This is a genomic window from Bacteroides sp. ZJ-18, assembly GCF_011038705.2.
Taxonomy (GTDB): Bacteria; Bacteroidota; Bacteroidia; order Bacteroidales; family Bacteroidaceae; genus Bacteroides; species Bacteroides hominis.
Map to the genome: position 1 here is coordinate 643,629 of NZ_CP072198.1, position 23,409 is coordinate 667,037.

At 43.6% G+C, this 23,409-nt stretch carries 12 protein-coding genes and 1 tRNA gene; 10 read left to right on the forward strand and 3 right to left on the reverse strand.

The window, feature by feature from the left end; genetic code table 11:
* Positions 1-32: 32 nt before the first annotated feature.
* Positions 33-107: transfer RNA gene (locus tag G7Y45_RS02730), tRNA-Arg, on the reverse strand.
* Positions 108-613: 506 nt separating this feature from the next.
* Between G7Y45_RS02730 and G7Y45_RS02735 the strand changes: the two genes are divergently transcribed.
* Entirely contained in the window at positions 614-2,464 is a 1,851-nt protein-coding gene (locus G7Y45_RS02735; RefSeq protein WP_032530968.1) for a 2-oxoacid:acceptor oxidoreductase subunit alpha, read from the forward strand.
* A gap of 3 nt (positions 2,465-2,467) precedes the next feature.
* On the forward strand, positions 2,468-3,478 hold the full coding sequence (locus tag G7Y45_RS02740; protein WP_005781799.1) for a 2-oxoacid:ferredoxin oxidoreductase subunit beta: 1,011 nt from the start codon (positions 2,468-2,470) through the stop codon (positions 3,476-3,478).
* Between the two features lie 93 nt (positions 3,479-3,571).
* Here the strand turns inward: G7Y45_RS02740 and G7Y45_RS02745 are convergent, their stop codons facing one another.
* Together G7Y45_RS02745 and upp are read right to left on the reverse strand one after the other, a co-directional pair.
* Positions 3,572-4,393, reverse strand: a complete 822-nt coding sequence (locus tag G7Y45_RS02745) for a glycerophosphodiester phosphodiesterase family protein (protein WP_165016519.1) — start codon at positions 4,391-4,393, stop codon at positions 3,572-3,574.
* Positions 4,394-4,568: 175 nt separating this feature from the next.
* Complete coding sequence (gene upp, locus G7Y45_RS02750; RefSeq protein ID WP_005811733.1) at positions 4,569-5,222, reverse strand: uracil phosphoribosyltransferase; 654 nt, start codon at positions 5,220-5,222, stop codon at positions 4,569-4,571.
* A 265-nt stretch (positions 5,223-5,487) separates the two neighbouring features.
* Between upp and pckA the strand changes: the two genes are divergently transcribed.
* The 8 genes from pckA to G7Y45_RS02790 all read left to right on the forward strand — a co-directional run bounded on the left by pckA (position 5,488) and on the right by G7Y45_RS02790 (position 23,388).
* A complete protein-coding gene (gene pckA, locus G7Y45_RS02755; RefSeq protein WP_005811735.1) occupies positions 5,488-7,095 on the forward strand; it encodes a phosphoenolpyruvate carboxykinase (ATP) in 1,608 nt (535 codons plus the stop codon).
* Between the two features lie 1,211 nt (positions 7,096-8,306).
* Positions 8,307-11,585, forward strand: a complete 3,279-nt coding sequence (locus G7Y45_RS02760; protein WP_005811737.1) for a TonB-dependent receptor — start codon at positions 8,307-8,309, stop codon at positions 11,583-11,585.
* 12 nt (positions 11,586-11,597) lie between these two features.
* Positions 11,598-13,598, forward strand: coding sequence for a RagB/SusD family nutrient uptake outer membrane protein (locus G7Y45_RS02765; protein ID WP_044300342.1), 2,001 nt, complete (start codon positions 11,598-11,600; stop codon positions 13,596-13,598).
* A 1,058-nt stretch (positions 13,599-14,656) separates the two neighbouring features.
* Positions 14,657-17,812, forward strand: a complete 3,156-nt coding sequence (locus G7Y45_RS02770) for a TonB-dependent receptor (protein ID WP_165016522.1) — start codon at positions 14,657-14,659, stop codon at positions 17,810-17,812.
* Positions 17,813-17,840: 28 nt separating this feature from the next.
* Entirely contained in the window at positions 17,841-19,694 is a 1,854-nt protein-coding gene (locus tag G7Y45_RS02775) for a RagB/SusD family nutrient uptake outer membrane protein (protein ID WP_005822374.1), read from the forward strand.
* A gap of 36 nt (positions 19,695-19,730) precedes the next feature.
* Entirely contained in the window at positions 19,731-20,207 is a 477-nt protein-coding gene (locus tag G7Y45_RS02780; RefSeq protein WP_005781788.1) for a hypothetical protein, read from the forward strand.
* 223 nt (positions 20,208-20,430) lie between these two features.
* Positions 20,431-22,248, forward strand: coding sequence for a right-handed parallel beta-helix repeat-containing protein (locus G7Y45_RS02785; protein ID WP_165016525.1), 1,818 nt, complete (start codon positions 20,431-20,433; stop codon positions 22,246-22,248).
* A gap of 12 nt (positions 22,249-22,260) precedes the next feature.
* Complete coding sequence (locus G7Y45_RS02790; protein ID WP_165016528.1) at positions 22,261-23,388, forward strand: acyltransferase family protein; 1,128 nt, start codon at positions 22,261-22,263, stop codon at positions 23,386-23,388.
* Positions 23,389-23,409: the final 21 nt, after the last annotated feature.

Genomic DNA, 23,409 nt, shown 5'->3' on the forward strand with positions numbered 1-23,409 from the left:
TCGCGATTATGCGAAGGAGGCTTTTTGTTTTATGGTAGCCCCGAGGAGAATCGAACCCCTATCTAAAGTTTAGGAAACTTCTATTCTATCCGTTGAACTACAGGGCCATGATAGATATCGACTGCAAAGATAACGCATTCTCCCGATTTGGCAAACCCCGAAGAATAGATTTATACAAGAAGAATATGCAAATACCTCCTATATCAATAAAGAATAGACGAGCGATCACAAGAATGAACTCAAAACACAAAAAACGAAAGAAAATTCAATTAAAATACAATCATATATCTACCTATCAAGCCGATTGAAGAGCAATTCGTCAGAAGAAGGGTGAAGAAGCAATATCAATCTGTTTGTCAGAATGCCTATATTCGGACAAAATGCAGACATATTGCTTACTCCGGAGAACAAAATAGCAGCAAAACGGGTATCTTTTAATAAAGCCCTACAGATAAATCAGAAAAGATTTTGTTAAGTCACTTAACTTTGCGAACTTTGCCTGCCACATATACAAGGAAGTGACAAACAAAAAAGACACGCTGGTGGTTAATATTCTAAGAACACACTAACACCGGTTAATGTTAATCCTAAATTTAAATATATAAATAGAATTATGGCAGACGAAATGATGGTTAAAGAATTGGAGGAAGTGGTTGTTCGCTTCTCCGGCGATTCCGGCGACGGTATGCAGTTGGCCGGCAACATCTTCTCGAACGTGTCGGCTACGGTTGGAAATGACATCTGTACATTTCCCGATTATCCGGCAGATATCCGTGCTCCGCAAGGGTCGCTGACAGGTGTGTCAGGTTTTCAGGTACACGTTGGCGCAAGTAAAATATTCACCCCCGGTGATCATTGCCACGTATTGGTAGCCATGAATCCCGCCGCACTGAAAACTCAAATTAAATTCTGTAAACCGCAGGGACTGGTCCTCACTGACTCCGACTCCTTCGGAGAAAAAGATCTGGAAAAAGCACAGTTTAAAACAGGCAACCCTTTTGAAGAGCTGGGAATCAAACAACAAGTGCTCGAAGTGCCCATCTCATCGATGTGCAAGGAGAGCCTCAAAGACTCCGGACTGGACAACAAAGCCATGCTGCGTTGCAAAAATATGTTCGCCCTCGGATTAGTATGCTGGTTGTTCAACCGTAACCTGTCCGCCGCAGAGAAAATGCTGAACGAGAAGTTCGCCAAGAAACCGGAAATTGCCGCTGCCAACATCAAAGTGCTGAACGACGGTTACAATTATGGAGCCAATACGCACGCTTCTACTTCCACTTACAAAATTGAAAGTAAAACTCCGAAAGCCGCAGGACTCTATACCGATATCAATGGTAACAAAGCTACATCGTACGGCCTGATCGCCGCTGCGGAAAAAGCCGGGTTGGAACTCTATTTAGGATCATATCCTATTACTCCCGCTACCGACATCCTGCACGAGCTTGCAAAACATAAATCAATGGGGGTGAAAACCGTTCAGTGTGAAGACGAAATTGCCGGATGTGCTTCGGCCGTTGGTGCGGCTTTTGCAGGCGATCTGGCTGTAACAACGACTTCGGGACCGGGTGTCTGCCTGAAAAGCGAAGCCATGAACCTGGCTGTTATTGCCGAACTGCCATTGGTCGTAATTAATGTACAGCGCGGGGGACCTTCTACCGGTATGCCAACCAAATCGGAACAAACCGACCTGTTGCAAGCCCTTTACGGACGCAATGGCGAAAGCCCGATGCCCGTCATTGCAGCCACTTCGCCCACTAACTGCTTTGATGCCGCCTACATGGCTGCCAAAATAGCTCTTGAGCACATGACTCCGGTAGTACTGCTGACCGATGCCTTCATCGCCAACGGTTCTGCGGCCTGGAAACTTCCTAACCTGGACGAATATCCGGCTATCAAACCGCCGTATGTGACACCGGAGATGGCCGAAACATGGACTCCGTTCCAACGTAACGAAAAGAGCGGCGCGCGCTATTGGGCCGTTCCCGGAACAGAAGGATTCATGCACCGCATCGGCGGACTTGAAAAGAGTAATGAAACAGGTGTGATCTCTACAGAACCTGAGAACCACCAGAAAATGACGCTTCTACGCCAGGCTAAAATAGAAAAGATAGCCGACAGCATCCCCGAACTTGAAGTACAGGGCGATACTGATGCCGACCTGTTGGTAGTTGGCTGGGGCGGTACTTATGGACATCTCTATTCAGCTGTGGAACATATGCGCAAAAACGGAAAGAAAGTGGGACTTGCCCATTTCCAATATATCAATCCGCTGCCTAAGAACACTGCTGAAGTACTGAAGAAATACAAAAAGATCGTGGTGGCCGAACAGAACCTGGGACAATTTGCAGGATATCTGCGCATGAAAGTGCCCGGATTGAATATCAGCCAGTTCAACCAGGTAAAGGGCCAGCCGTTCGTAACGAGAGAACTTGTAGAAGCATTTACTAAATTATTGGAGGAATAAGAGATGAGCGAAACAGTATATACAGCAAAAGATTATAAATCAGGCCAGCCTCGTTGGTGCCCGGGATGTGGTGACCACGCTTTCCTGAACTCTCTGCACAAGGCCATGGCCGAACTGGGAGTAGCTCCACACAACATTGCCGTAATCTCCGGTATCGGTTGTTCTTCCCGTTTGCCTTATTACGTCAACACTTACGGTTTCCATACCATTCATGGACGTGCAGCTGCTGTCGCAACAGGCGCCAAAGTAGCTAATCCGAATTTAACCATCTGGCAGATTTCCGGCGACGGTGACGGGCTGGCCATTGGCGGCAATCACTTTATCCATGCGGTACGTCGCAATATCGACCTGAATATGATTTTGTTGAACAACCGTATCTACGGTCTGACTAAAGGTCAATATTCTCCGACTTCCGACCGTGGTTTCGTCAGCAAATCGTCTCCTTACGGAACCGTAGAAGACCCGTTCCATCCGGCAGAACTCTGCTTCGGAGCGCGCGGACGCTTCTTTGCGCGTTGTGTAGCAGTAGATGGACCGGCATCTGTCGAAGTCCTGAAAGCTGCCGCCAACCATAAAGGGGCATCAGTCGTAGAAGTTTTGCAAAACTGTGTCATCTTCAACGACGGCACACACGAATCGGTAGCAACCAAAGAGGGACGTTCTAAGAATGCAATCTATCTGGAGCATGGCAAACCGATGCTCTTCGGTGAGAACAAAGAATTCGGACTGATGCAGGAAGGTTTCGGACTGAAAGTGGTGAAAGTAGGCGAAAACGGCATTACGGAAAAAGACATTCTGGTTCACGATGCCCACAGCCAAGACAACACTTTGCAACTGAAGTTAGCACTGATGGAAGGACCGGATTTCCCGATTGCACTCGGTGTGATTCGTGACGTGGAAGCTCCAACCTATAACGATGCAATCGTTGAACAGATCGACGAAGTGAAAGGCAAAAAGAAGTATCACAACTTCAAGGAGTTACTGATGACCAATGAAACATGGGAAGTAAAATAAAACACCCTTCCCGTTAATTCATATGATCTAAAAATAAGGGGTATCGTTGAACGATACCCCTTATTTTTAGATCATATCTGTCCCCGCATCGTTTCACTCCTTCCATGTATGCTCTGGTCTGTATTTCTTCACAAACAATTCCGGTCTGTCCGTAGCCAACACATCCACTCCAAGTTCAATAGCTTTCCGGTCGGACTCTTCCACATTGTCGGTGCCCAATGCTAACGCAAGCACTCTCAACCCTTTTTTATGGCAACGCTCCACCAAATGCTCATCCAATGAATCGATCCGGATAACTGCAATATTAGGGTTTATTTCCGCTATAACCTTATCAAGTTCGGCACCACCTCCCACATACGCTTGCAAAGTCCGTACTTCAGGAGCCGCCTCACGAAATGCTTTTGCTTGTTTGTCCGACCAAAAAGTGAATGTACAATTTTCCAGCATTCCTTCTCTGCGCACCAGACTGAGCAATTGCCCGAAGTCCCCCGAACGATAATCGAGGGTCAGTTTTAATCCGTTCTGTTTGGCCTTGCGCAACAAAACCTCCAACCGGGGTACGCGCTGCCCCTTGAACTCTTCTCCGAACCACGAACCTGCGTCCAGCGTATCAATATCCGCCGAAAGCCATCCGGCAATCGGTCCTGTTCCATTCGTCGTACGGTCTAAAGTAGAGTCGTGTAACAAATAAAACACACTGTCCTTGCTGATACAGACATCACACTCCATAAAGTCAATCTTATACTTTATACAAGAATCCGCCGAAGCCAGCGTATTCTCCGGCGCGATACAATCGGCTCCCCGGTGCCCGCTCAGTTCCGGCAACCGGACGGGATCACTCTTACAAGCCCCGACCAATAAAGCAAAAGACGTATAAACAGCTATTGAGAATATTTTAGAAAATTTATTTTTCACTCTAATTGTATCTTTCCACGTTTCATTATATAGTGGTGACAAAGATACACAAATCTCTTCTTTCTTGTTTGCTATTAGAAACCATTTTATAAAAAAACAGCCTGCCTTCTTTCCCCCCGATCCATAATCAGGGAGCAAGAAGGCAGGCTGCCCGGCTATTATCTTTTCTATCTTTTTACTCTTTCTCACCAAAAGCAAGATCACCCGCATCGCCCAATCCTGGAACAATATACGAATGCTCGTTAATCTCAGGATCGATAGCGGCACACCAGATCGTAGTTTTATCTTCCGGCAGAATAGAGGCTATATGGTCCACAGCCCTTTGGCTGGCAATAATCGAAGCGACATGAATCTCTGAAGGATGCCCCTTGGTCAACATAGCCTGATAACTCAGCTCCATACTTCCGCCTGTGGCAAGCATCGGGTCTGTAATGATAAGAGTTTTTCCATCAATACGCGGTGAAGCGATATATTCAATATGTATGTCAAATTTCAGCGTATCTTTGTACTTGCGATAAGCTGAAACGAACGCATTCTCAGCATAATCGAAGTAGCTCAGGAAACCCTGGTGGAAAGGCAGTCCGGCACGAAGTATCGTACTGATAACTAACTGATTGTCCGGTGTACTGACAGGTGCTATTCCCAACGGGGTCTGTATCTCCTTTACCGAATAAGCGAACGTCTTGCTCATTTCATAAGCCATTACCTCGCCGATACGTTCAATATTACGGCGAAAACGCAAGCGGTCGTTTTGAACCTCAACGTTCCTTATCTCTGATACATACTGATTCAATATTGAGTTTGTCTCACTTAAATTAATAATCTTCATCTTTTCAACTGCGTTTTAATATTCAGGTTTTATACGGTGCAAAGTAAGTGATAATCTTTCAATTTGCAACGTTCAGTTTGCAGATATTGTTACGTAAACATAAAACGGTTTCTATTAAAGAAAAATTTCTCTAATATATTCTTTGTTTCCAAAGAAAGCATTACTTTTGTAGTCGATTTACAAGGGTATGTTTAAAAACATTCCTCTCCAAAATGCCAGAAAGAGATAATAAACAATATACCAATTTTAATTAATTCAAAAGAAAATGGCAAATTTAGATTTAAGCAAGTACGGTATTACAGGTGTAACTGAAATCCTGCACAACCCGTCTTACGATGTTTTGTTCGCTGAAGAAACAAAACCAGGTCTGGAAGGCTTTGAAAAAGGTCAAGTAACAGAATTGGGTGCTGTAAACGTAATGACTGGCGTTTACACAGGCCGTTCTCCTAAAGATAAATTCTTCGTTAAGAATGAAGCTTCTGAAAATTCAGTATGGTGGACTTCTGAAGAATACAAGAACGACAACAAACCTTGTTCAGAAGAAGCTTGGGCTGACCTGAAAGCTAAAGCCGTTAAAGAACTTTCTAACAAACGCCTGTTCGTTGTTGATACTTTCTGTGGTGCTAACGAAGGTACTCGCATGAAAGTACGTTTCATCATGGAAGTAGCTTGGCAGGCACACTTCGTAACTAACATGTTCATCCGCCCGACAGCTGAAGAACTTGCTAACTACGGAGAACCTGATTTCGTATGCTTCAACGCTTCTAAAGCAAAAGTTGACAACTACAAAGAACTGGGTCTGAACTCAGAAACTGCTACAGTTTTCAACCTGAAGACTAAAGAACAAGTTATCCTGAATACTTGGTACGGTGGTGAAATGAAGAAAGGTATGTTCTCAATCATGAACTACATGAACCCGCTTCGTGGTATCGCTTCTATGCACTGCTCTGCTAACACAGATATGGAAGGAACCAGCTCTGCTATCTTCTTCGGTTTGTCCGGTACAGGTAAAACTACTTTGTCTACTGACCCGAAACGTAAATTGATCGGTGACGATGAACACGGATGGGACAACGAAGGTGTATTCAACTACGAAGGTGGTTGCTACGCTAAAGTTATCAACCTGGATAAAGAAAGTGAACCGGATATCTTCAACGCTATCAAACGTGACGCTCTGTTGGAGAACGTAACAGTAGCTGCTGATGGCAAAATCAATTTCGCTGATAAATCAGTAACAGAAAACACTCGTGTTTCTTATCCTATCTACCACATCGAAAACATCGTTAAACCGGTGTCTAAAGGTCCTCACGCTAAACAAGTTATCTTCTTGTCAGCTGATGCCTTCGGTGTGTTGCCTCCGGTATCTATCCTGAACCCGGAACAAGCTCAGTACTACTTCCTGTCTGGATTTACAGCTAAATTGGCTGGTACAGAACGTGGTATCACTGAACCGACTCCGACATTCTCTGCTTGCTTCGGTGCTGCATTCTTGTCATTGCACCCGACTAAATATGCAGAAGAATTGGTTAAGAAGATGGAAATGACCGGTGCTAAAGCATACTTGGTTAACACAGGATGGAACGGAAGCGGCAAACGTATCTCTATCAAAGATACTCGTGGTATCATCGACGCTATCCTTGACGGTTCTATCGACAAAGCTCCTACTAAGGTTATTCCTTTCTTCGACTTTGTTGTTCCTACAGAACTTCCGGGTGTTGATCCGAAGATCCTTGATCCTCGCGATACTTACGCTGATCCTGCACAGTGGGACGAAAAAGCAAAAGACCTTGCCGGTCGCTTCATCAAGAACTTCGCTAAGTTCACTGGAAACGAAGCTGGTAAGAAGTTGGTTGCTGCTGGTCCGAAACTCTAATCAGACAAAGTTAACAACTTTAAATAATCGAAAGGCGGCTCCTTGCGGAGTCGCCTTTCTTTTTATCCTATACTACAAAACCCACCGATTAGCATCTTTTCTCAATTAACATTGTTAATACCGTTTTCATACTACTTTTTTCCTATATGCAAACAACAAGCCTTCTGCTTGTAAAAGACTTGTTATTTGTTAGCAGAACGCTTGTTTTAACAAGGTGTTAAAACAAGCGTTTCAATATCAGAAATCTCACACTCCATTTTGCTGATTTTCAAGATATCAGATAAAAAACAAGCCCTATTCTTTAAATATATCGTCATTCTTTTCTCAAAGACATAATTGTCGTTCTGATAAGTAGGCCCCCGCTTGGAGATAGAAAAAAAAACGTTAACTGACCGATACAAGCCTCCGATACGGATACGGAATAAATTTTGCAAAAATGATACTTGCGGAAAGAACGGAATTATCTAATTTCTCAGAATACGATAAACCACATTGAAAGGATCAACAACCCTTATAAATGATATATAATAAAAACAATGATAAAAATTTCAGCAGAAAAATAGCCTAAGTTCTAACTGAACTTAGGCTTTGTCCTATATATTGTTAGTCCTAAATTCATTTTTTCAAAATCCCATCAACTGTCGATAGAATGCTACTATGCCTTTAAGCCCTTACTTTGGGCAAAAGTAAAACAAATATTAATAAGAAACAAGAGATATTAATAAAAGATTGAAAAATATAGGTCTGCATTTGCCATTTTATTTTTGATAGCTAAAGTAGCTTTTGTAAAAAATGAAAGAATAAATTTTTCCGGGTAGAAAATTTAAATTGATTCTTCGTTCATATTATTGTTTTTTTTGTGATATTTTTTTATCAAATTGGTCATTTGTCTATTATACATTTACATATATCTATCTTTTATATCACATTTTGTGTGATAATCAATCTTATATATTCTCTCCATCTAAGTTCAGTTAGAACTGAGATAGTGGTCATACTGATACTATAATAATATATATACACGACTATAAAACATGACAAGACAAGATAAGATAAATGCCCCTTTAAATAACTAAAATATAATTTTTAAGAAATGCCTATGATAAAGTAAAGACACAAAAAACTAAATGATACAGAGGAATAAAGTTCCATCTGTATAATCAAACTTTAAAAGAATTAACAAATGAATGTTTAACCGAACAATTTAGTGTATGACAGAAAAAACTAACCTGTTTCCGAGCCTAATCCGGCTTCGAGAAACAAATCGCCTGAAAATGGCAATCGCTGCTTCTATCATGCTATGGTGTGCAACACCTCAGCAAGCGGCAGCCGATACTTACGAAAAGCACGAAATCACCACTGTACAGCAGCAGAAAGTGAAAACAACAGGTACGGTAGTGGACCAAGACGGAGAAGCCATGATTGGCGTATCCATCAAAGTAAAAGACAATGCTACCATGGGTGCCATCACTGACCTAAATGGAAGATTCTCTATCGATACCCCCAAAGGCGCTACACTTGAGATCTCCTACATTGGTTATAAAACAGTTACAGTTAAAGCAGAAGGTACAGCCCTCCAGATTACAATGAAAGAGGATACCGAGGTACTGGATGAGGTTGTTATCGTGGGCTATGGTTCACAGAAAAAAGTAAACGTAACCGGTGCCGTAAGCATGGTAGACGCTAAGGTGATCGAATCACGTCCGGTCTCTAACGTATCACAGGCTTTACAGGGAGTCGTTCCGGGCTTGAACTTAACAGTGCCTGCTGCGGGTGGCGCATTGGATGCAGGAATGAATATTAGTATTCGCGGTGCGGGTACGATTGGTGACGGATCTAATTCTTCTCCTTTAATCCTTATCGATGGTATGGAAGGAGATATGAACAGCATTAACCCTAATGATATAGAGACTATTTCTGTATTGAAAGATGCTGCCGCATCTTCTATCTATGGTTCACGTGCGCCGTTTGGTGTTATCCTGATCACTACCAAGAGTGGTAAAGCAGGTCGCACAAGTGTTAATTATAGCACTAATGTCCGTTTTAAATCTCCTATGTCAATGCCGGAGATGATGGATTCATGGAGTTTTGCCAATTATTGGAACGAGGCCGGTATTAATCAGAACGGTAATATTAAGTTCACTCAAGATGTGATGGATAAGATTCTGGCATTCCAACAGGGAACATTAACAGGGCCGGATGCATCCGGAATTTCCTGGGAAAACGGTCAGTGGAAGAAATATGCCGGTGCATGGGCCAATACTGACTGGTTTAAAGAGCAGTATCACAGTATCGTATCTAATGAGCATAATATATCAGTGAATGGAGGTACAGATAAAGTGACCTACATGGTTTCGGCCGGATACATGGGTGATAAGGGACTGACCCGCCATGGAGATGACCGTCTGACTCGTTATAACCTTTCGGGCAAAATTAACGCAACACTTTCTAAATATGTGAAGTTAATGTACAATACCAAGTTTATTCGTGAGGATTATGACCGCCCTTCTTATCTGACGGGTAATTTCTACCATAATATCGCTCGCCGCTGGCCGACCAATCCGGTAAAAGATGCCAATGGATATTACTTGGATCATAGTGAAATTATTCAGATGGAAGATGGTGGACGTGATGTGACTCAGAAAGATCAGTTCTACCAACAGCTTCAGTTGGTTATTGAACCTTTGAAGGACTGGTTGATCCATGCTGAAGGTAACATGAAGATTGTCAATAATCAAAATCAGTGGGAAATATTGCCTGTATATTATCATGATGACGAGGGGAGCCCTGTTGCCATGTCATGGTTTGACGGATATACTCCGGGGATGTCACGCGTCAGCCAGAGTTATTGGAAAGAAAACAATTATTCTCTCAACTTGTATACTGACTATTTCAAGCAGATTGGTGATCATTACTTCAAAGTGATGGGAGGTTTTAATGCCGAGTTGTATAAAAAGACAAACTTATCAGGACAGCGTGATGAGCTAATAACTCCGGATGTTCCGACATTGAATACTGCTACTACTGAACAAAAAGCGAATGGCGGTTATTCCCACTGGGCAAACGCCGGTTTCTTTGGTCGTATTAATTATAACTATAAAGAACGTTATTTGCTGGAAATCAATGGCCGCTATGACGGATCTTCTCGTTTCATCGGAGATAAACGTTGGGGCTTCTTCCCATCATTCTCTGCCGGTTGGAATGTTTCTCGCGAATCATTCTGGAGAGATCTGGAACACATTGTGAATAACTTCAAGATCAGAGGCTCATGGGGTGAATTGGGCAACTGTAACACGAAAGCCTTCTATCCTTTCTATCAGACGATGCCTACAGGTGTTGAAAACAGTGGTTGGCTGATTAATGGAAAGAAACCAAATACAGCTTCTGCACCGGGTATTGTGAGTGCTGAGATGACATGGGAAACCGTTCGTTCATGGAATATTGGTTTCGACTTCGGCTTACTCAACAATCGCTTGACGGGTTCATTTGATTATTTCGTTCGTAATACACTTGATATGATTGGTCCGGCTCCACAATTACCGGCAACATTGGGTGCTACGGTTCCTAAAATAAACAATGCGGATATGAAAGCATGGGGCTTTGAGGTGGAAGTTTCTTGGAGAGACCGCATTAAAGATTTTAATTACGGAGTGAAGTTTGTCCTTTCTGATGACCAGAGAAAGGTAACACGCTATCCGAACGAGGAACTGAATAGAAACCAGTGGTATGCAGGAAGAATGGATGGTCTGGTTTGGGGATATGAGACAGTAGGTATTGCCAAAACAGATGCGGAAATGGAAGCACATTTGGCTTCATTACCCAATGGAGGACAGAGCCAGTTAGGTAGTAAGTGGGCCGCCGGTGACATCATGTACAAAGACCTGAACGGAGATGGTAAAATTTCCTCAGGAGACGGTACTTTAAATGATCTCGGCGACTTGAAGGTGGTAGCCAATACTCAATTACGATTTAAGTATGGTTTGACAGTAGATGCATCATGGAAAGGTTTCGATTTCAGTGCTTTCTTCCAAGGAGTAGGCAAACGTGATGTTGTTGTCGGAGGACCATATTTCTGGGGAGCCAACGGACAGGGAATGTGGCAGGCTGCCGCTTTCAAAGATCACATAGATTATTTCCGTCCGGAAGATACAGAAAGTGTATTTGGACCGAATGTAAATGCCTACTATCCGAGAGTCATCTTTGGCGGTGGCAGCAGTGAAGGTGGAAAGAATACTCTGACACAGTCACGTTACGTACAAAACGGTGCTTATATTCGTTTGAAGAATTTGCAGCTTGGCTATACTTTACCGAGCATTATTACTAAGAAATTTGCTGTAAATTCACTTCGTGTATATGTCTCAGGAGATAATTTGTGGACAGGTACAAAGATGAGGGTATTCGATCCGGAAGTATTAGGTAGCACTAGTGATGCAGGAAAAGCATATCCTTTGGCAAGAGTGTGGTCTGTTGGTCTTAACGTAAACTTTTAATTGATACTTTTTATGAAAATAACATTCAAATATATAACTCTATCTCTGTTGGCCGGAGCGTCTTTATTGACCTCTTGCGAAGATTTTTTGGACAGAGAGCCGTTGGATTCAGTTACTCCGGATACATATCTTAAGAATGAAAGTCAATTGGCAGCTTATGCTATCAATGCATACAGTTTCAATGTTCATAGTGGATATAATGGGGGGCCGATCGTATCAGACAATGGCACTGATAATCAAGCTACTGCATCACCCAACACAACTTATTGGGAACCGGGACAGTGGCGTGTAGGTACTTATGACGCATGGGGATTCGGCACTATCCGTAACCTGAACTATTTCCTGGAAACGGTTATCCCGCGTTGGGAAGCAGGAGAAATCGAAGGTGTTGAAAAGAATATTAAACAATATATCGGCGAGATATATTTCCTCAGAGCATGGGAGTATTTCAGCAAGCTACAGAATCTTGGAGACTTCCCTATCCTCACTAAGGTATTATCTGATAAGAAAGAAGATCTTATCGAAGCAAGTAAGCGTCGTCCGCGTAACGAAGTGGCACGTTTCATCCTTAGCGACCTGGATAAGGCTGCCGAACTGATGACTAACAGCCCCGTAGGTGGAAAGAATCGTCTGACACGTAATGCGGCGTTACTGGTGAAGTCAAGAGTCGCTTTATCTGAAGCTACTTGGCTGAAATATCATAGAGGTACCGGACGCGTACCGGGTGACGATACGTGGCCGGGAAAACAAAAAGATTATTTGAAGGACTTTACCATTGACGTCAATCAGGAAATTAACTTCTTCTTAACAGAAGCTATGGCTGCTGCGAAAGAAGTAGGAGATCAGGTAACATTGACCGCGAATAGCAAAGAGGTGAATCCTACCGCTTCTGCTTCGGGATGGAATCCGTTCTTTGAAATGTATAATTCTAAAAACTTGGAAGATCTGTCAGAGGTTGTATTCTGGAAGGCTTATGATAAAGCACTCAGCGTAAATCACAATGCTACTTATTACACATCTCGTGGAGGTGGTAATTATGGTTTTACAAAAGGATACGTCAAGACATTCTTGATGGAGAACGGTTTACCATGGTATGCTTCGAACAGCCAATATCAAGGGGATGACCATATCTATAAAGAATTTCAGAACAGGGACTACCGTTTGAGACTGTTCTCGGCCTCAGAGCTGGATAGACTACAAATGAAACAAGAGCCGGTAGAGAATGATCCGACGACATGGAATGTACCAAAGATCCTGGAGTTACCGGAAGGAAGAAACGTAACCGGTTATCATATACGTAAAGCCATGTCGTACGAAACAGCACAAGGAAGTGGTGGCGATACTCACTTCTTGTCTGATTACGGCTGCATTGTATTCCGTGGTGTAGAAGCTATGTTAAATTATATGGAGGCTTGTTACGAAAAGAACAGCAACTTAGATGCTACCGCAGAAAATTATTGGAAAGCAATTCGTACACGTGCAGGTGTAGATCCGGATTTCAACAAAACAATTGCTGCTACTGATTACTCTAAAGAAGATGACTGGGCAGTTTATTCAGCTGGTCAGCCGATAGATAAAACGCTGTATAATATCCGTCGTGAACGCAGATGTGAGTTCATTGCAGATGGCATGCGAATGTGGGATTTGAAACGTTGGCGTGCGCTCGACCAAGTGAAGAATTATGTTATCGAAGGATTTAACTTGTGGGGAGGCGGTGCTGCTGAACTTTATAAAGACGATAAAGGTGAAAGTCGGTTGATTACAACCGGTGATCAAGCAAATGTTTCAAATCAGACTGCAAGCGGCAATAACTTGTGTCCTTACAGAATGACAGAAAAAAACAATACGATGTATAATGGATATACATGGACACCGGCTTGTTACTTGTACCCAATCGTATTCAGCGATTTCATGCTTTCATCCCCTGATGGTGATGTGAAAAACTCACCTATTTATCAAAATCCGGGATGGCCTATTGAAGATGGCGCTTCAGCATTGGAATTACCGAATTAAAGATAAAGAAAGACCTGACATTTTTCAATAGGTTATTTTCAATAAGCAATTTATCGCTACTATGTGAGGGCTGTAAAAGGAAATCGAATCCTAAGGCCTCACTAACCTAAAAAATCTTACCCAAGTTTACGCAGTTCAGCGTATTCTTGGGTAAGTTGTTTTTAAATGGTATTAAGTGCCATTTTTGTTATTCCTTATTATAGCTTTTATCAGAGACAAGAGTGAGATGGTAAAATATGGTGCACCGGAAACACTATAAAGTCACACCGTTCATCTCCACTTTCAGTTACATTCAAGTGCATGACCGATGACTCCATCAATCTAATATTTCTATTTTATATTTCTTCCTTGGAGAGGGTATGGGGGAATCCGATTGTTTTTCCGTGCCTTTTCAAATTATTATCAAAATAGCTTGTGATTTTTTCCCAAGTTCTTTCAGTACTTAGGAATTATACGAAAAGACAACAGATAGCTCTTAGAACCAGTTAACCATTGCATTTGCAATTATTAGCATTTATTATGGGGCCAAAGATAACAATAAGTTAATATCCCTGCAACTTTTTACTATATTTTTTTATGCCAACATAATTTATATAATAAGGATTTAATATCATTAAGATTTTCATTCATTCGGTTAGCACTGAAATGGCAGAAGAAACATGCGGATAGCGTTCACAACTCTTCCCATAAACGATAATCAACTATATTCCAGATGCATATATAAGTAAAAGGTAGAAAATAGGTATTATACCTCCCACTCAAAAGCATTAAAATATTCGGCCAAGCATCTTCACCGTTTTACACTCCACTTAGTACACCATTAATAATCAATCTAATACAGATGGTAAAAGTACTGAAAGAACCTATCTCATTTAGCTCTATTTTTTCCAGATAACAATCAGCATAGTTCAGCAAGGTTATTGAACAAACTTAATATTATAAACCCAAAGCTAATGCCTATGAGAACCTGAAAAAATCCTCCCAAACCGATGTAGATTAGACAGTCTGATCTATATCCTCCAAATCACATTTTTATGTTTAACCGAATAATTTAATGTATGACAAAAAGAACTAACCTGTTTCCGAAGCTCACATGCCCCCGAGAAATGCACTTTTTGAAAATAGCAGGCATCAGTCTCCTGTTATTCTGCACGACATCACAAGTTGCCGTAGCAGACACTTATGAAACATATGCTGTCACAGCCACACAGCAGAGTAAAACGGAGAAACTCACAGGTAAAATAGTCGATGAAAACGGAGAAGCCATTATCGGTGCCTCTGTAAAAGTACAAGGAAGCACTATCGGCACCATTACCAACCTGGAAGGAGAATTCACTCTGTCCAATGCCCCTCGCAAGGCCGTACTTGAAATCAGCTACATCGGATACAAACCGTTGGAAATCGCTATTGGAAAGTCCAGAGATTTGCGTATCACCATGGAAGAAGACACCAAGACATTAGATGAAGTCATCGTGGTAGGTTATGGCACGACTTCTAAACGTAAAACCACTGCTGCCATTGCCAGTGTCAACACCGAAGACATCATCAAAGCACCAACGGCAAACATCACCCAAAGCCTGGCGGGACGTGCGCCGGGTCTATTGGTTACAACCAGCGGTGGAGGTCTGAACAATTTCTCCAGTATTTCTATCCGCGGTGGCGGTACTCCTCTATATGTAATCGACGATGTTATCTCGGAAGAACGCGATTTCCGCAACCTGAATGCTGAGGATATCGAACAGATCACAATTTTGAAAGACGCCGCTTCTACCGCCGTTTACGGAGCACGTGCCGCCAATGGTATTGTAATGGTAGTCACCAAGCAAGGTAAAGCAGGAAAAATGAGCGTCAACTATAACTTTAACTATAACTGGAGCCAGCCTGCCAATATGCCCAATAAACTGGATGCTCACGATGCAGCCTTCTACAAGAACATGAGTATGACCAATGACGGATTGGCACCGGCTTATACGGATGCCGAGCTGGAATTGTTCCGTAACGGGTCAGATCCACGTAAGTACCCCAATACAGACTGGCAAAAACTCTGTTTGAAGAACTTCGCACCGGAAATGCAGCATACCCTGACCGTTACTGGTGGTAGTGAAAAGATAAAAGCATACACTTCACTGGGATTCTACGATCAGAAGTCACTCTATAAGTTCGACGTAAACAGCTTCAAACGCTATAACTTCCGTACAAACATTGTAGCGGACTTCAAAGAAATAGGCTTGAAAGTTACTTCCAGCATCGAAGCTTATAAGACGGACTTAAGATCGCCCAATGCCAAATCAGGAGACAGCTATTATCACACCTGGGGACATATCCAGAATAAAGCTCCCTGGGAAATAGCTTATAATCCGAACGGACAGATATTCAACACGCCGGACAACCCATTGCTGGAAATCTCCCCCGAAGCCGGATACACTAAGAACGAAAACCTCAGTGCCATAGCCAACCTCGCACTGGAATGGAGTGTACCTTATGTACCGGGCCTGCGATTAAAAGCACTGGGTAACTACCGCATCAACAACGACAAGTCAAAGAGCTGGAAAAAATCACCTTTAGCATATGACTGGGACGGCAATCCCAACGATCCGGGCAAACCTTCACTGAGTAAGTCTTACTCAAACTGGTCATCGTACACCGTGCAAGGTTTTGCCAATTACGACCGCACTTTCAATCAGGTACACACGATCAGCGCCACAGCCGGTATCGAAGCTTACAAGCTCTTCACTGACGACTCATCATTATCCCGCGAAGAGTATTTGCTGGATGTAGACCAAATCGGTGCAGGTCCTGTATCTACAGCCAAAAACAGTTCTTCGGAAGGGGAACAAGCACGTGCCGGTGTAGTAGCCCGACTGAAATACGACTATGCCAGCAAATATGTGGCCGAAGTTAGTCTCCGTTACGACGGTAGCGACAACTTCCCCCGAGGCAAACGCTGGGGAACATTCTATGCCGGATCTCTTGCATGGGTCATCTCGGAAGAAAGTTTCTGGAAGACATTAAAGGACCGTCATATTTTCGATCAGTTCAAAGTGAGAGCTTCTTATGGAGAGATCGGTTCAGATGCCATCGGACGCTATGCCTACCTCCAATCATACGGACTAAATGATCGTGGTTACCTGCTGAACGGAAGCTGGTATCCGGGATTTTCCGAAGGCGCTCTGGTAAGCAAAGATATTACGTGGTACACCACCCGTGACTTCAATATCGGCTTCGACTTCGGATCACTCAACAATCGTCTTTCTGGTTCTGTAGACTATTTCCGCAAAAGTACCAAAGGTTATCTGACCTCTCCGTCAGCAGTAGCTTATACTGACCCGTTGGGTATCGCATTACCCAAAGTAAAGTCAAACGGTGAATTCATCCGCCAGGGTGCTGAGTTTATTCTGCAATGGAAAGAGAAGAGAGGTGATTTCGAATATACACTTTCGGGCAATTTTACTTACTTTGACCAATACTGGAATATCAACCCGAATGAAGCGGAGACAGATACCAAGAACCCATACAAACGCACGACTCAAGCCAAAGGATATTGGGGTATCGGATACGACTGTCTGGGTTATTACCAGAATCAGGAAGATATAATGAACTCACCTAAAAGGCAGAGTTCCACCAACCTGGGTGCAGGAGACCTGAAATACAATGACTTCAACGGTGACGGTATCATTGATGGCTCCGACCAACACCGTATCGGTAAAAACAGTATGCCTCGCGGTCAATATGGTTTCAGTGCCGACTTAAACTATAAGGGTTGGTTCATGAACATGCTGTGGCAGGGAGCCACTCCCGCCGATCTCTACATGGGTGGTATGATCCAGGGAAGCCAAAGCGGCAGCGGCTATCCCCCTGTTATCTATGACTTCCAGACCGATGTATGGACTCCGAATAATACGGGAGCCCGCTATCCACGTTTGAGAAGTACGGCAAGCTACAATGGCAGTAACAACTACGGCAGTTCGGACTTCTGGCTGATCAACACAGGTTATCTTCGTCTGAAGACACTATCCATCGGTTACGATTTCAAACATAAATTACTGAAAAGAGTAGCATGGATGAATAAATGCAACGTTTCTCTGAATGGTTATAACTTATTGACTTTCAGTAAAGCGAATAAGTTCGATATCGACCCGGAAATCGGTGACGGAAACCTTTATACCTATCCGGTTTCAAGAGTATACTCCATCAGTGTCAATGTAGGATTCTAATAATATGAACTTAAAAAGAAGACAATATATGAAATTCATAAAATACATCACTCCCGCGCTCTTTTGCGCAGCACTGACACTCCAGAGCTGTGAACACTTCCTGGATACGAAGCCTATGGAATCTTATTCGGAAGACCTTGTCTGGAGTCTGAAATCAACAGCGGACGCCTTTGTATTGCAAACTTACAACAACGTCTTGCCATTCTACCACGATATCCGTACCGAAGAGCAATGGACTCTAAACTCGGTCATGCGGCAAAATTGCCCGAATGAAGCCAGAGACCTTATGAACCGCGACTGGGGATGGGGATTCAACCAGTTCGGTACCATCCGCCGATGTAATCTGATCATCGAAAAATCGCAAGCGTCTACAGGCCTGTCCGATGCTGATAAAAAAGCACTGGTAGCCGAAGGAAAAATGCTGCGTGCCATGACCTATTATTACATTGCCAAACATTGCGGACGCGTAATCTGGGTTGACCATGTACTGGCAGAAACCGATGAATTCAATCTGCCTCTTACAGAATCTATCGACAAAACATACGATTTGATTCTGAAAGATATAGACGATGCCATCGCAGGATTGCCCGAATCATCCTTGCAGGGACGTATCAATGCCAATGCCGCACGTGCGTTGAAATCAGAAGTCTGTTTAACGGCTGCTGCCTACAGCACAGACGACACACGTAAAAAGTCACTCTTTGAGCAAACTGTAGCTGCTGTAGACGGTATACAAGGATACACACTGGACAGCAATTATGGCAGCATGTTCAATCAGGATGGCGCCAAAACTTCTCCCGAAATCATCCTGGCACGATATTATAGCAAAGATAACACAAATGGTGCAGGAACACTTATGCAGGAGATGCTGCCTAACCAAAGCAACAAGCGCTTGGAGGACTACGGAGGACGTCCGTTCTTTAATCAGGATCTGGTGTTTGAATGCTGGCTGGAACACTCGCCTTCTCAAAACCTGGTAGACGATTATTTAGTGATTGACCAGACCACCAACCAAGGTGTGAAATGGAACAAGTCGACACAGTTTCTGAACAATACAACCGCGTTATCCAATGCCGATGTAGCCGACATGGCCGTAGATGCCAAAGAACTGGACGCCAGCAGTCTGGCATACAGGACAAACAGCAGTGATCCCAATGTACAGATCAACGATTTTATCTATAAAAACCGCGACCAGCGCTTCTACCACTCCATCCAGTATGATTCATGTATGTTCTACAATGAACTGATCACCCTCCACAAGGGAGGAAACCTACACAGAACAGCTGTAGACGGTAAAACACCGGGCAACGGATATATCCCTATAACAAACTACATCTGGCGCAAATATATCTATATCAATGCCGAGCGTATTTTTTGGAACAATCCGACGGATTACCATTATGTCATCTTCCGCTATGGCCGCGCGTTGCTGAATAAAGCCGAAGCGTTGCTCGGACTGGCCAAATACGATGCATCGAAAGTGAGCAGTGCGGTAGCTACATTCAACCAGACGCGTACCACTCATGGCAATCTTCCTCCTTCTATTGCCACTTCACTGGCTGACGCATGGAACGATTACAAGATTGAACGTCATGTAGACTTAGCTTTGGAGGGTGATTATTACTGGAGCTTGTTGCGTTGGGGCATGTACGGAGGAGAAGCCAACCACGGAAAGCCTGCGGGAGACATTATTCCTGAACTGAGTTCACCGGCAACGTTTATTGAAATCAGCCAGGACAGACACCGCATGTTTGTAGGTACCGTAGGTTACACCAACGCCGACCGTACATTCTCTAAGAAACGTTACCTGTTCCCGATTACACAAAGCATTATCAATGCCAACTCTGCCATCAATGACAGTGACCAGAACCCGGGATGGTAAACGTAGTATTTCATTAATAAACTAAAGAAAAGTAATATGAAGAGAATCAAATTATCAGATACGAAATGGCTCATGTTGCTATTGATGTGTATGCCACTCATCGCTTCATGCAGTAAAGAAGACCTGCCCGCCTACGAAGAGGCGGAAATAACCAAAGTAGGCGCTTACCACCGCTTCTACTCCGGTGATAAGGATGCCCTCACCGGAGAAAACATTGTGGCTGAAAAGGAATTGGACCGTACAAACGACATTGACTCCGACAACGGAATTGCTACAGCCGTATTTACAATTCCTGCCGCAGGAGGCAAATTTACAGAGGCCGAACGCGCCAAGGTATCATTGAACAACCTCGTAGTTTACGTCAATATATCTACCGCTGCACGTGTCACCCCATTGGACGGTTCACCTAAGTTCGGTGTACCTGCCGATTGGACCCAAGAGCATAAATATAGCGTAATGGCTGCTGACGGTACAAAGAAAATCTGGACCATAAAAGTTAGTCTTAATAAATAGCCCGCATGATTATGGCTTATAAAAGTCACAGATTTCAATAGGTAAGTATTGCTTAATTTTAAAGCCGTTGGTGAACGCGTTTATGAGAATAAATCGTGATCCAACGGCTTTTATCTAACTCCTCACCGATCTCTAATTCAGAAAATTTATATACCTTTAGATCCCCCAATAGTTTCCATCACTGATCTTATTAAATAATACATAAAACGAGAGATTAAATACCATGAAAAAGTATCTGCACATCTTATCCGCATTTTCTTTGCTTTGCGCTACCGCCTATGCGCAACAGAAAGATACCATCTACATCACCGATTTCGGAGCAACCCCGTACTCGTACGAAAACTGCGTTACGCAAATACAGGCAGCTATTGATGAATGTAAACGTACAGGAGCCAAGGTACTTTCACTCCCCAACGGACGCTATGACATCTGGCCCGAAGGGGCTACCCGCAAAGAATACTTCATTTCAAATACATCGACAGAACAGGAATGCCCTTCGAAAGTAAAGACTGTGGGACTGATGCTGGACAAAATCAATGACCTGACCATCGAAGGAAACGGAGCCACACTGATGTATCATGGAAAGATGACAACCCTTGCTCTGGAGCATTGTAGCCACATAAGAATCAACAACCTGCATATCGACTTTGAACGGCCGGCAGGTTCTGAGGTTCAATATAAGAAAGTAACCGAAGGAGAAACAGAAGTATCCGTACACCCCGACACACGCTATGAAATCGTAAATGGAAAAATCAACCTGTATGGCGAAGGATGGCGTTCAAACAAGAATCATTGCATCGAATACAACCCGGATACGGAATCTTTCACATACAGCCAAGGATGGAAAATACTGGCAAACTCTGCCGCCCAAGAGATTTCTCCCGGAATCATTCGTTTTACAACCCCGGCAGGATTCACGCCTAAAGTGGGAAATACGCTGACCATTCGTGATATAATCCGTGACCAGGTAGGGCTTTTCATACTCGAAAGCAAAGACATTACACTAAGCAGGGTGCAAATGCACTATATGCATGGGTTAGGTATCGTCAGCCAGTATACCGAGAATGTAACGATGGACAGAGTCAGGTGTGCCCCCCGCCCGGGAAGCGGCAGACTACTGGCAGCCTCAGCAGACATGATGCACTTTTCAGGATGCAAGGGAAAAATCCTTATCGATAGCTGTTATTTTGCCGGAGCGCAAGACGATCCGGTAAATGTGCACGGAACCAATCTGAGAGCCATTGAAAAAGTAGATGCGCAAACACTCAGATTACGATTTATGCACGGACAAAGCTATGGGTTCAACGCTTATTTCAAGGGAGACACAGTGGCTTTTGTCAGGGCGGCTACCATGGAACGCTTTGCCCGGGCAACAATCCGGAATGTAACACGAATATCGGACAGGATATTGGAAGTTCGCTTTGACCGGGATATACCGACAGGTATGGAGCTCAACCATGATTGTGTAGAAAACATGACTTGCACGCCGGAAGTGGAAATACGTAACAGTTACTTCACACGAACCAGCACAAGAGGTACTTTGGTTACTACTCCAAGAAAAGTAGTGATAGAAAACAATACGTACTACAAAACAGGAATGAGTGCTATCCTGATCGAAGCTGATGCCGAGGGATGGTATGAATCGGGACCGGTAAAAGATGTATGGATCAAAGGGAATACTTTCATAGACTGTGCCTACAACGGAGGTCCGGGGCATGCCGTCATCGCCATACATCCTTCCAACAAAATCGTTGATGCCTCGCATCCGGTTCATCAGAACATCCGTATCGAGAACAATACTTTCAAGACATTCGATTGTCCGGTACTCTATGCCAAAAGTACGGCAGGACTCTTATTCAGGAATAACACCATTACCCGTACACGAACCTTCCCCGCCACATCCGGCAATCCGTATACCTTCTATCTGAACGGCTGCAAAAATGCAGTGATAGAAAGCACCGTGTTCGAAGGAGAAGTGTTGGGGCGGAACATAAAAACAGAAAACATGAAAAGAAACCATCTGAAAACAACGCTTAAATAACCCACCCAACTTATGAACAAACCTTTATCGACCACCCCGCCCCGCTTGGCGTCACTGGACATTCTGCGAGGATTCGACCTCTTTCTACTCGTCTTTTTCCAACCGGTGTTATGGGCATTGGCACACCAACTCAACGCTCCCTGGCTGAACAGTATCCTTTCTCAGTTCGATCATGAAGTGTGGGAAGGGTTCCGCTTCTGGGATCTGGTGATGCCCCTTTTCCTCTTCATGACAGGAGCTTCCATGCCCTTCTCTTTCTCGAAGTTTAAAGACGATCCGGATAAGGGTCCCATCTACCGTAAAATCATCAGGCGTTTCATCCTATTGTTTATTTTCGGAATGATTGTACAAGGCAATCTGTTGGGCCTCAACCCCAAATACTTGTATCTATATTCCAATACCCTGCAAGCCATTGCCACAGGCTATCTGATTGCAGCCATCATCCTGTTGCATTGCAGCTTCCGCCGGCAACTGATCGTTACTGCCCTGCTATTATTAATCTACTGGACCCCAATGACCTTTCTGGGGGACTTTACACCGGAAGGAAACTTTGCCGAAAAGATAGACAAGCTGGTATTGGGACGTTTCCGTGACGGGGTATATTGGAATGAAGACGGTACCTGGAACTTCTCTCCGCATTATAACTACACCTGGATATGGAGCAGCCTCACCTTCGGAGCTACCGTAATGCTGGGTACTTTTGCCGGAAAGATAATGAAAGCCGGTAAAGATAACCGCCGGAAAGTAGTACGGACATTGCTGGTGATCGGCATAGCCCTGGTGGCTTTCTCGCTGGTATGGAGTCTGCAAATGCCGATCATCAAACGGCTGTGGACAAGCAGCATGACACTTTTCTCAGGAGGACTTTGCTTTCTGCTGATGGGTGCCTTCTATTACTGGATAGACTATAAAGGACACAGCCGCGGACTGAACTGGCTGAAAATATATGGAATGAACTCAATTACAGCCTATATTTTAGGGGAGGTGGTCAACTTCCGCTGCATAGCAGCATCTGTCAGTTACGGATTAGAGCAATACCTGGGCGGTTATTATCCGGTATGGCTCAGCTTTGCCAATTATCTGATTGTATTTCTTATTCTGAGGATCATGTATAAACAGAAGATATTCCTGAAGATCTAATCACATACAAGCAGACAGAGC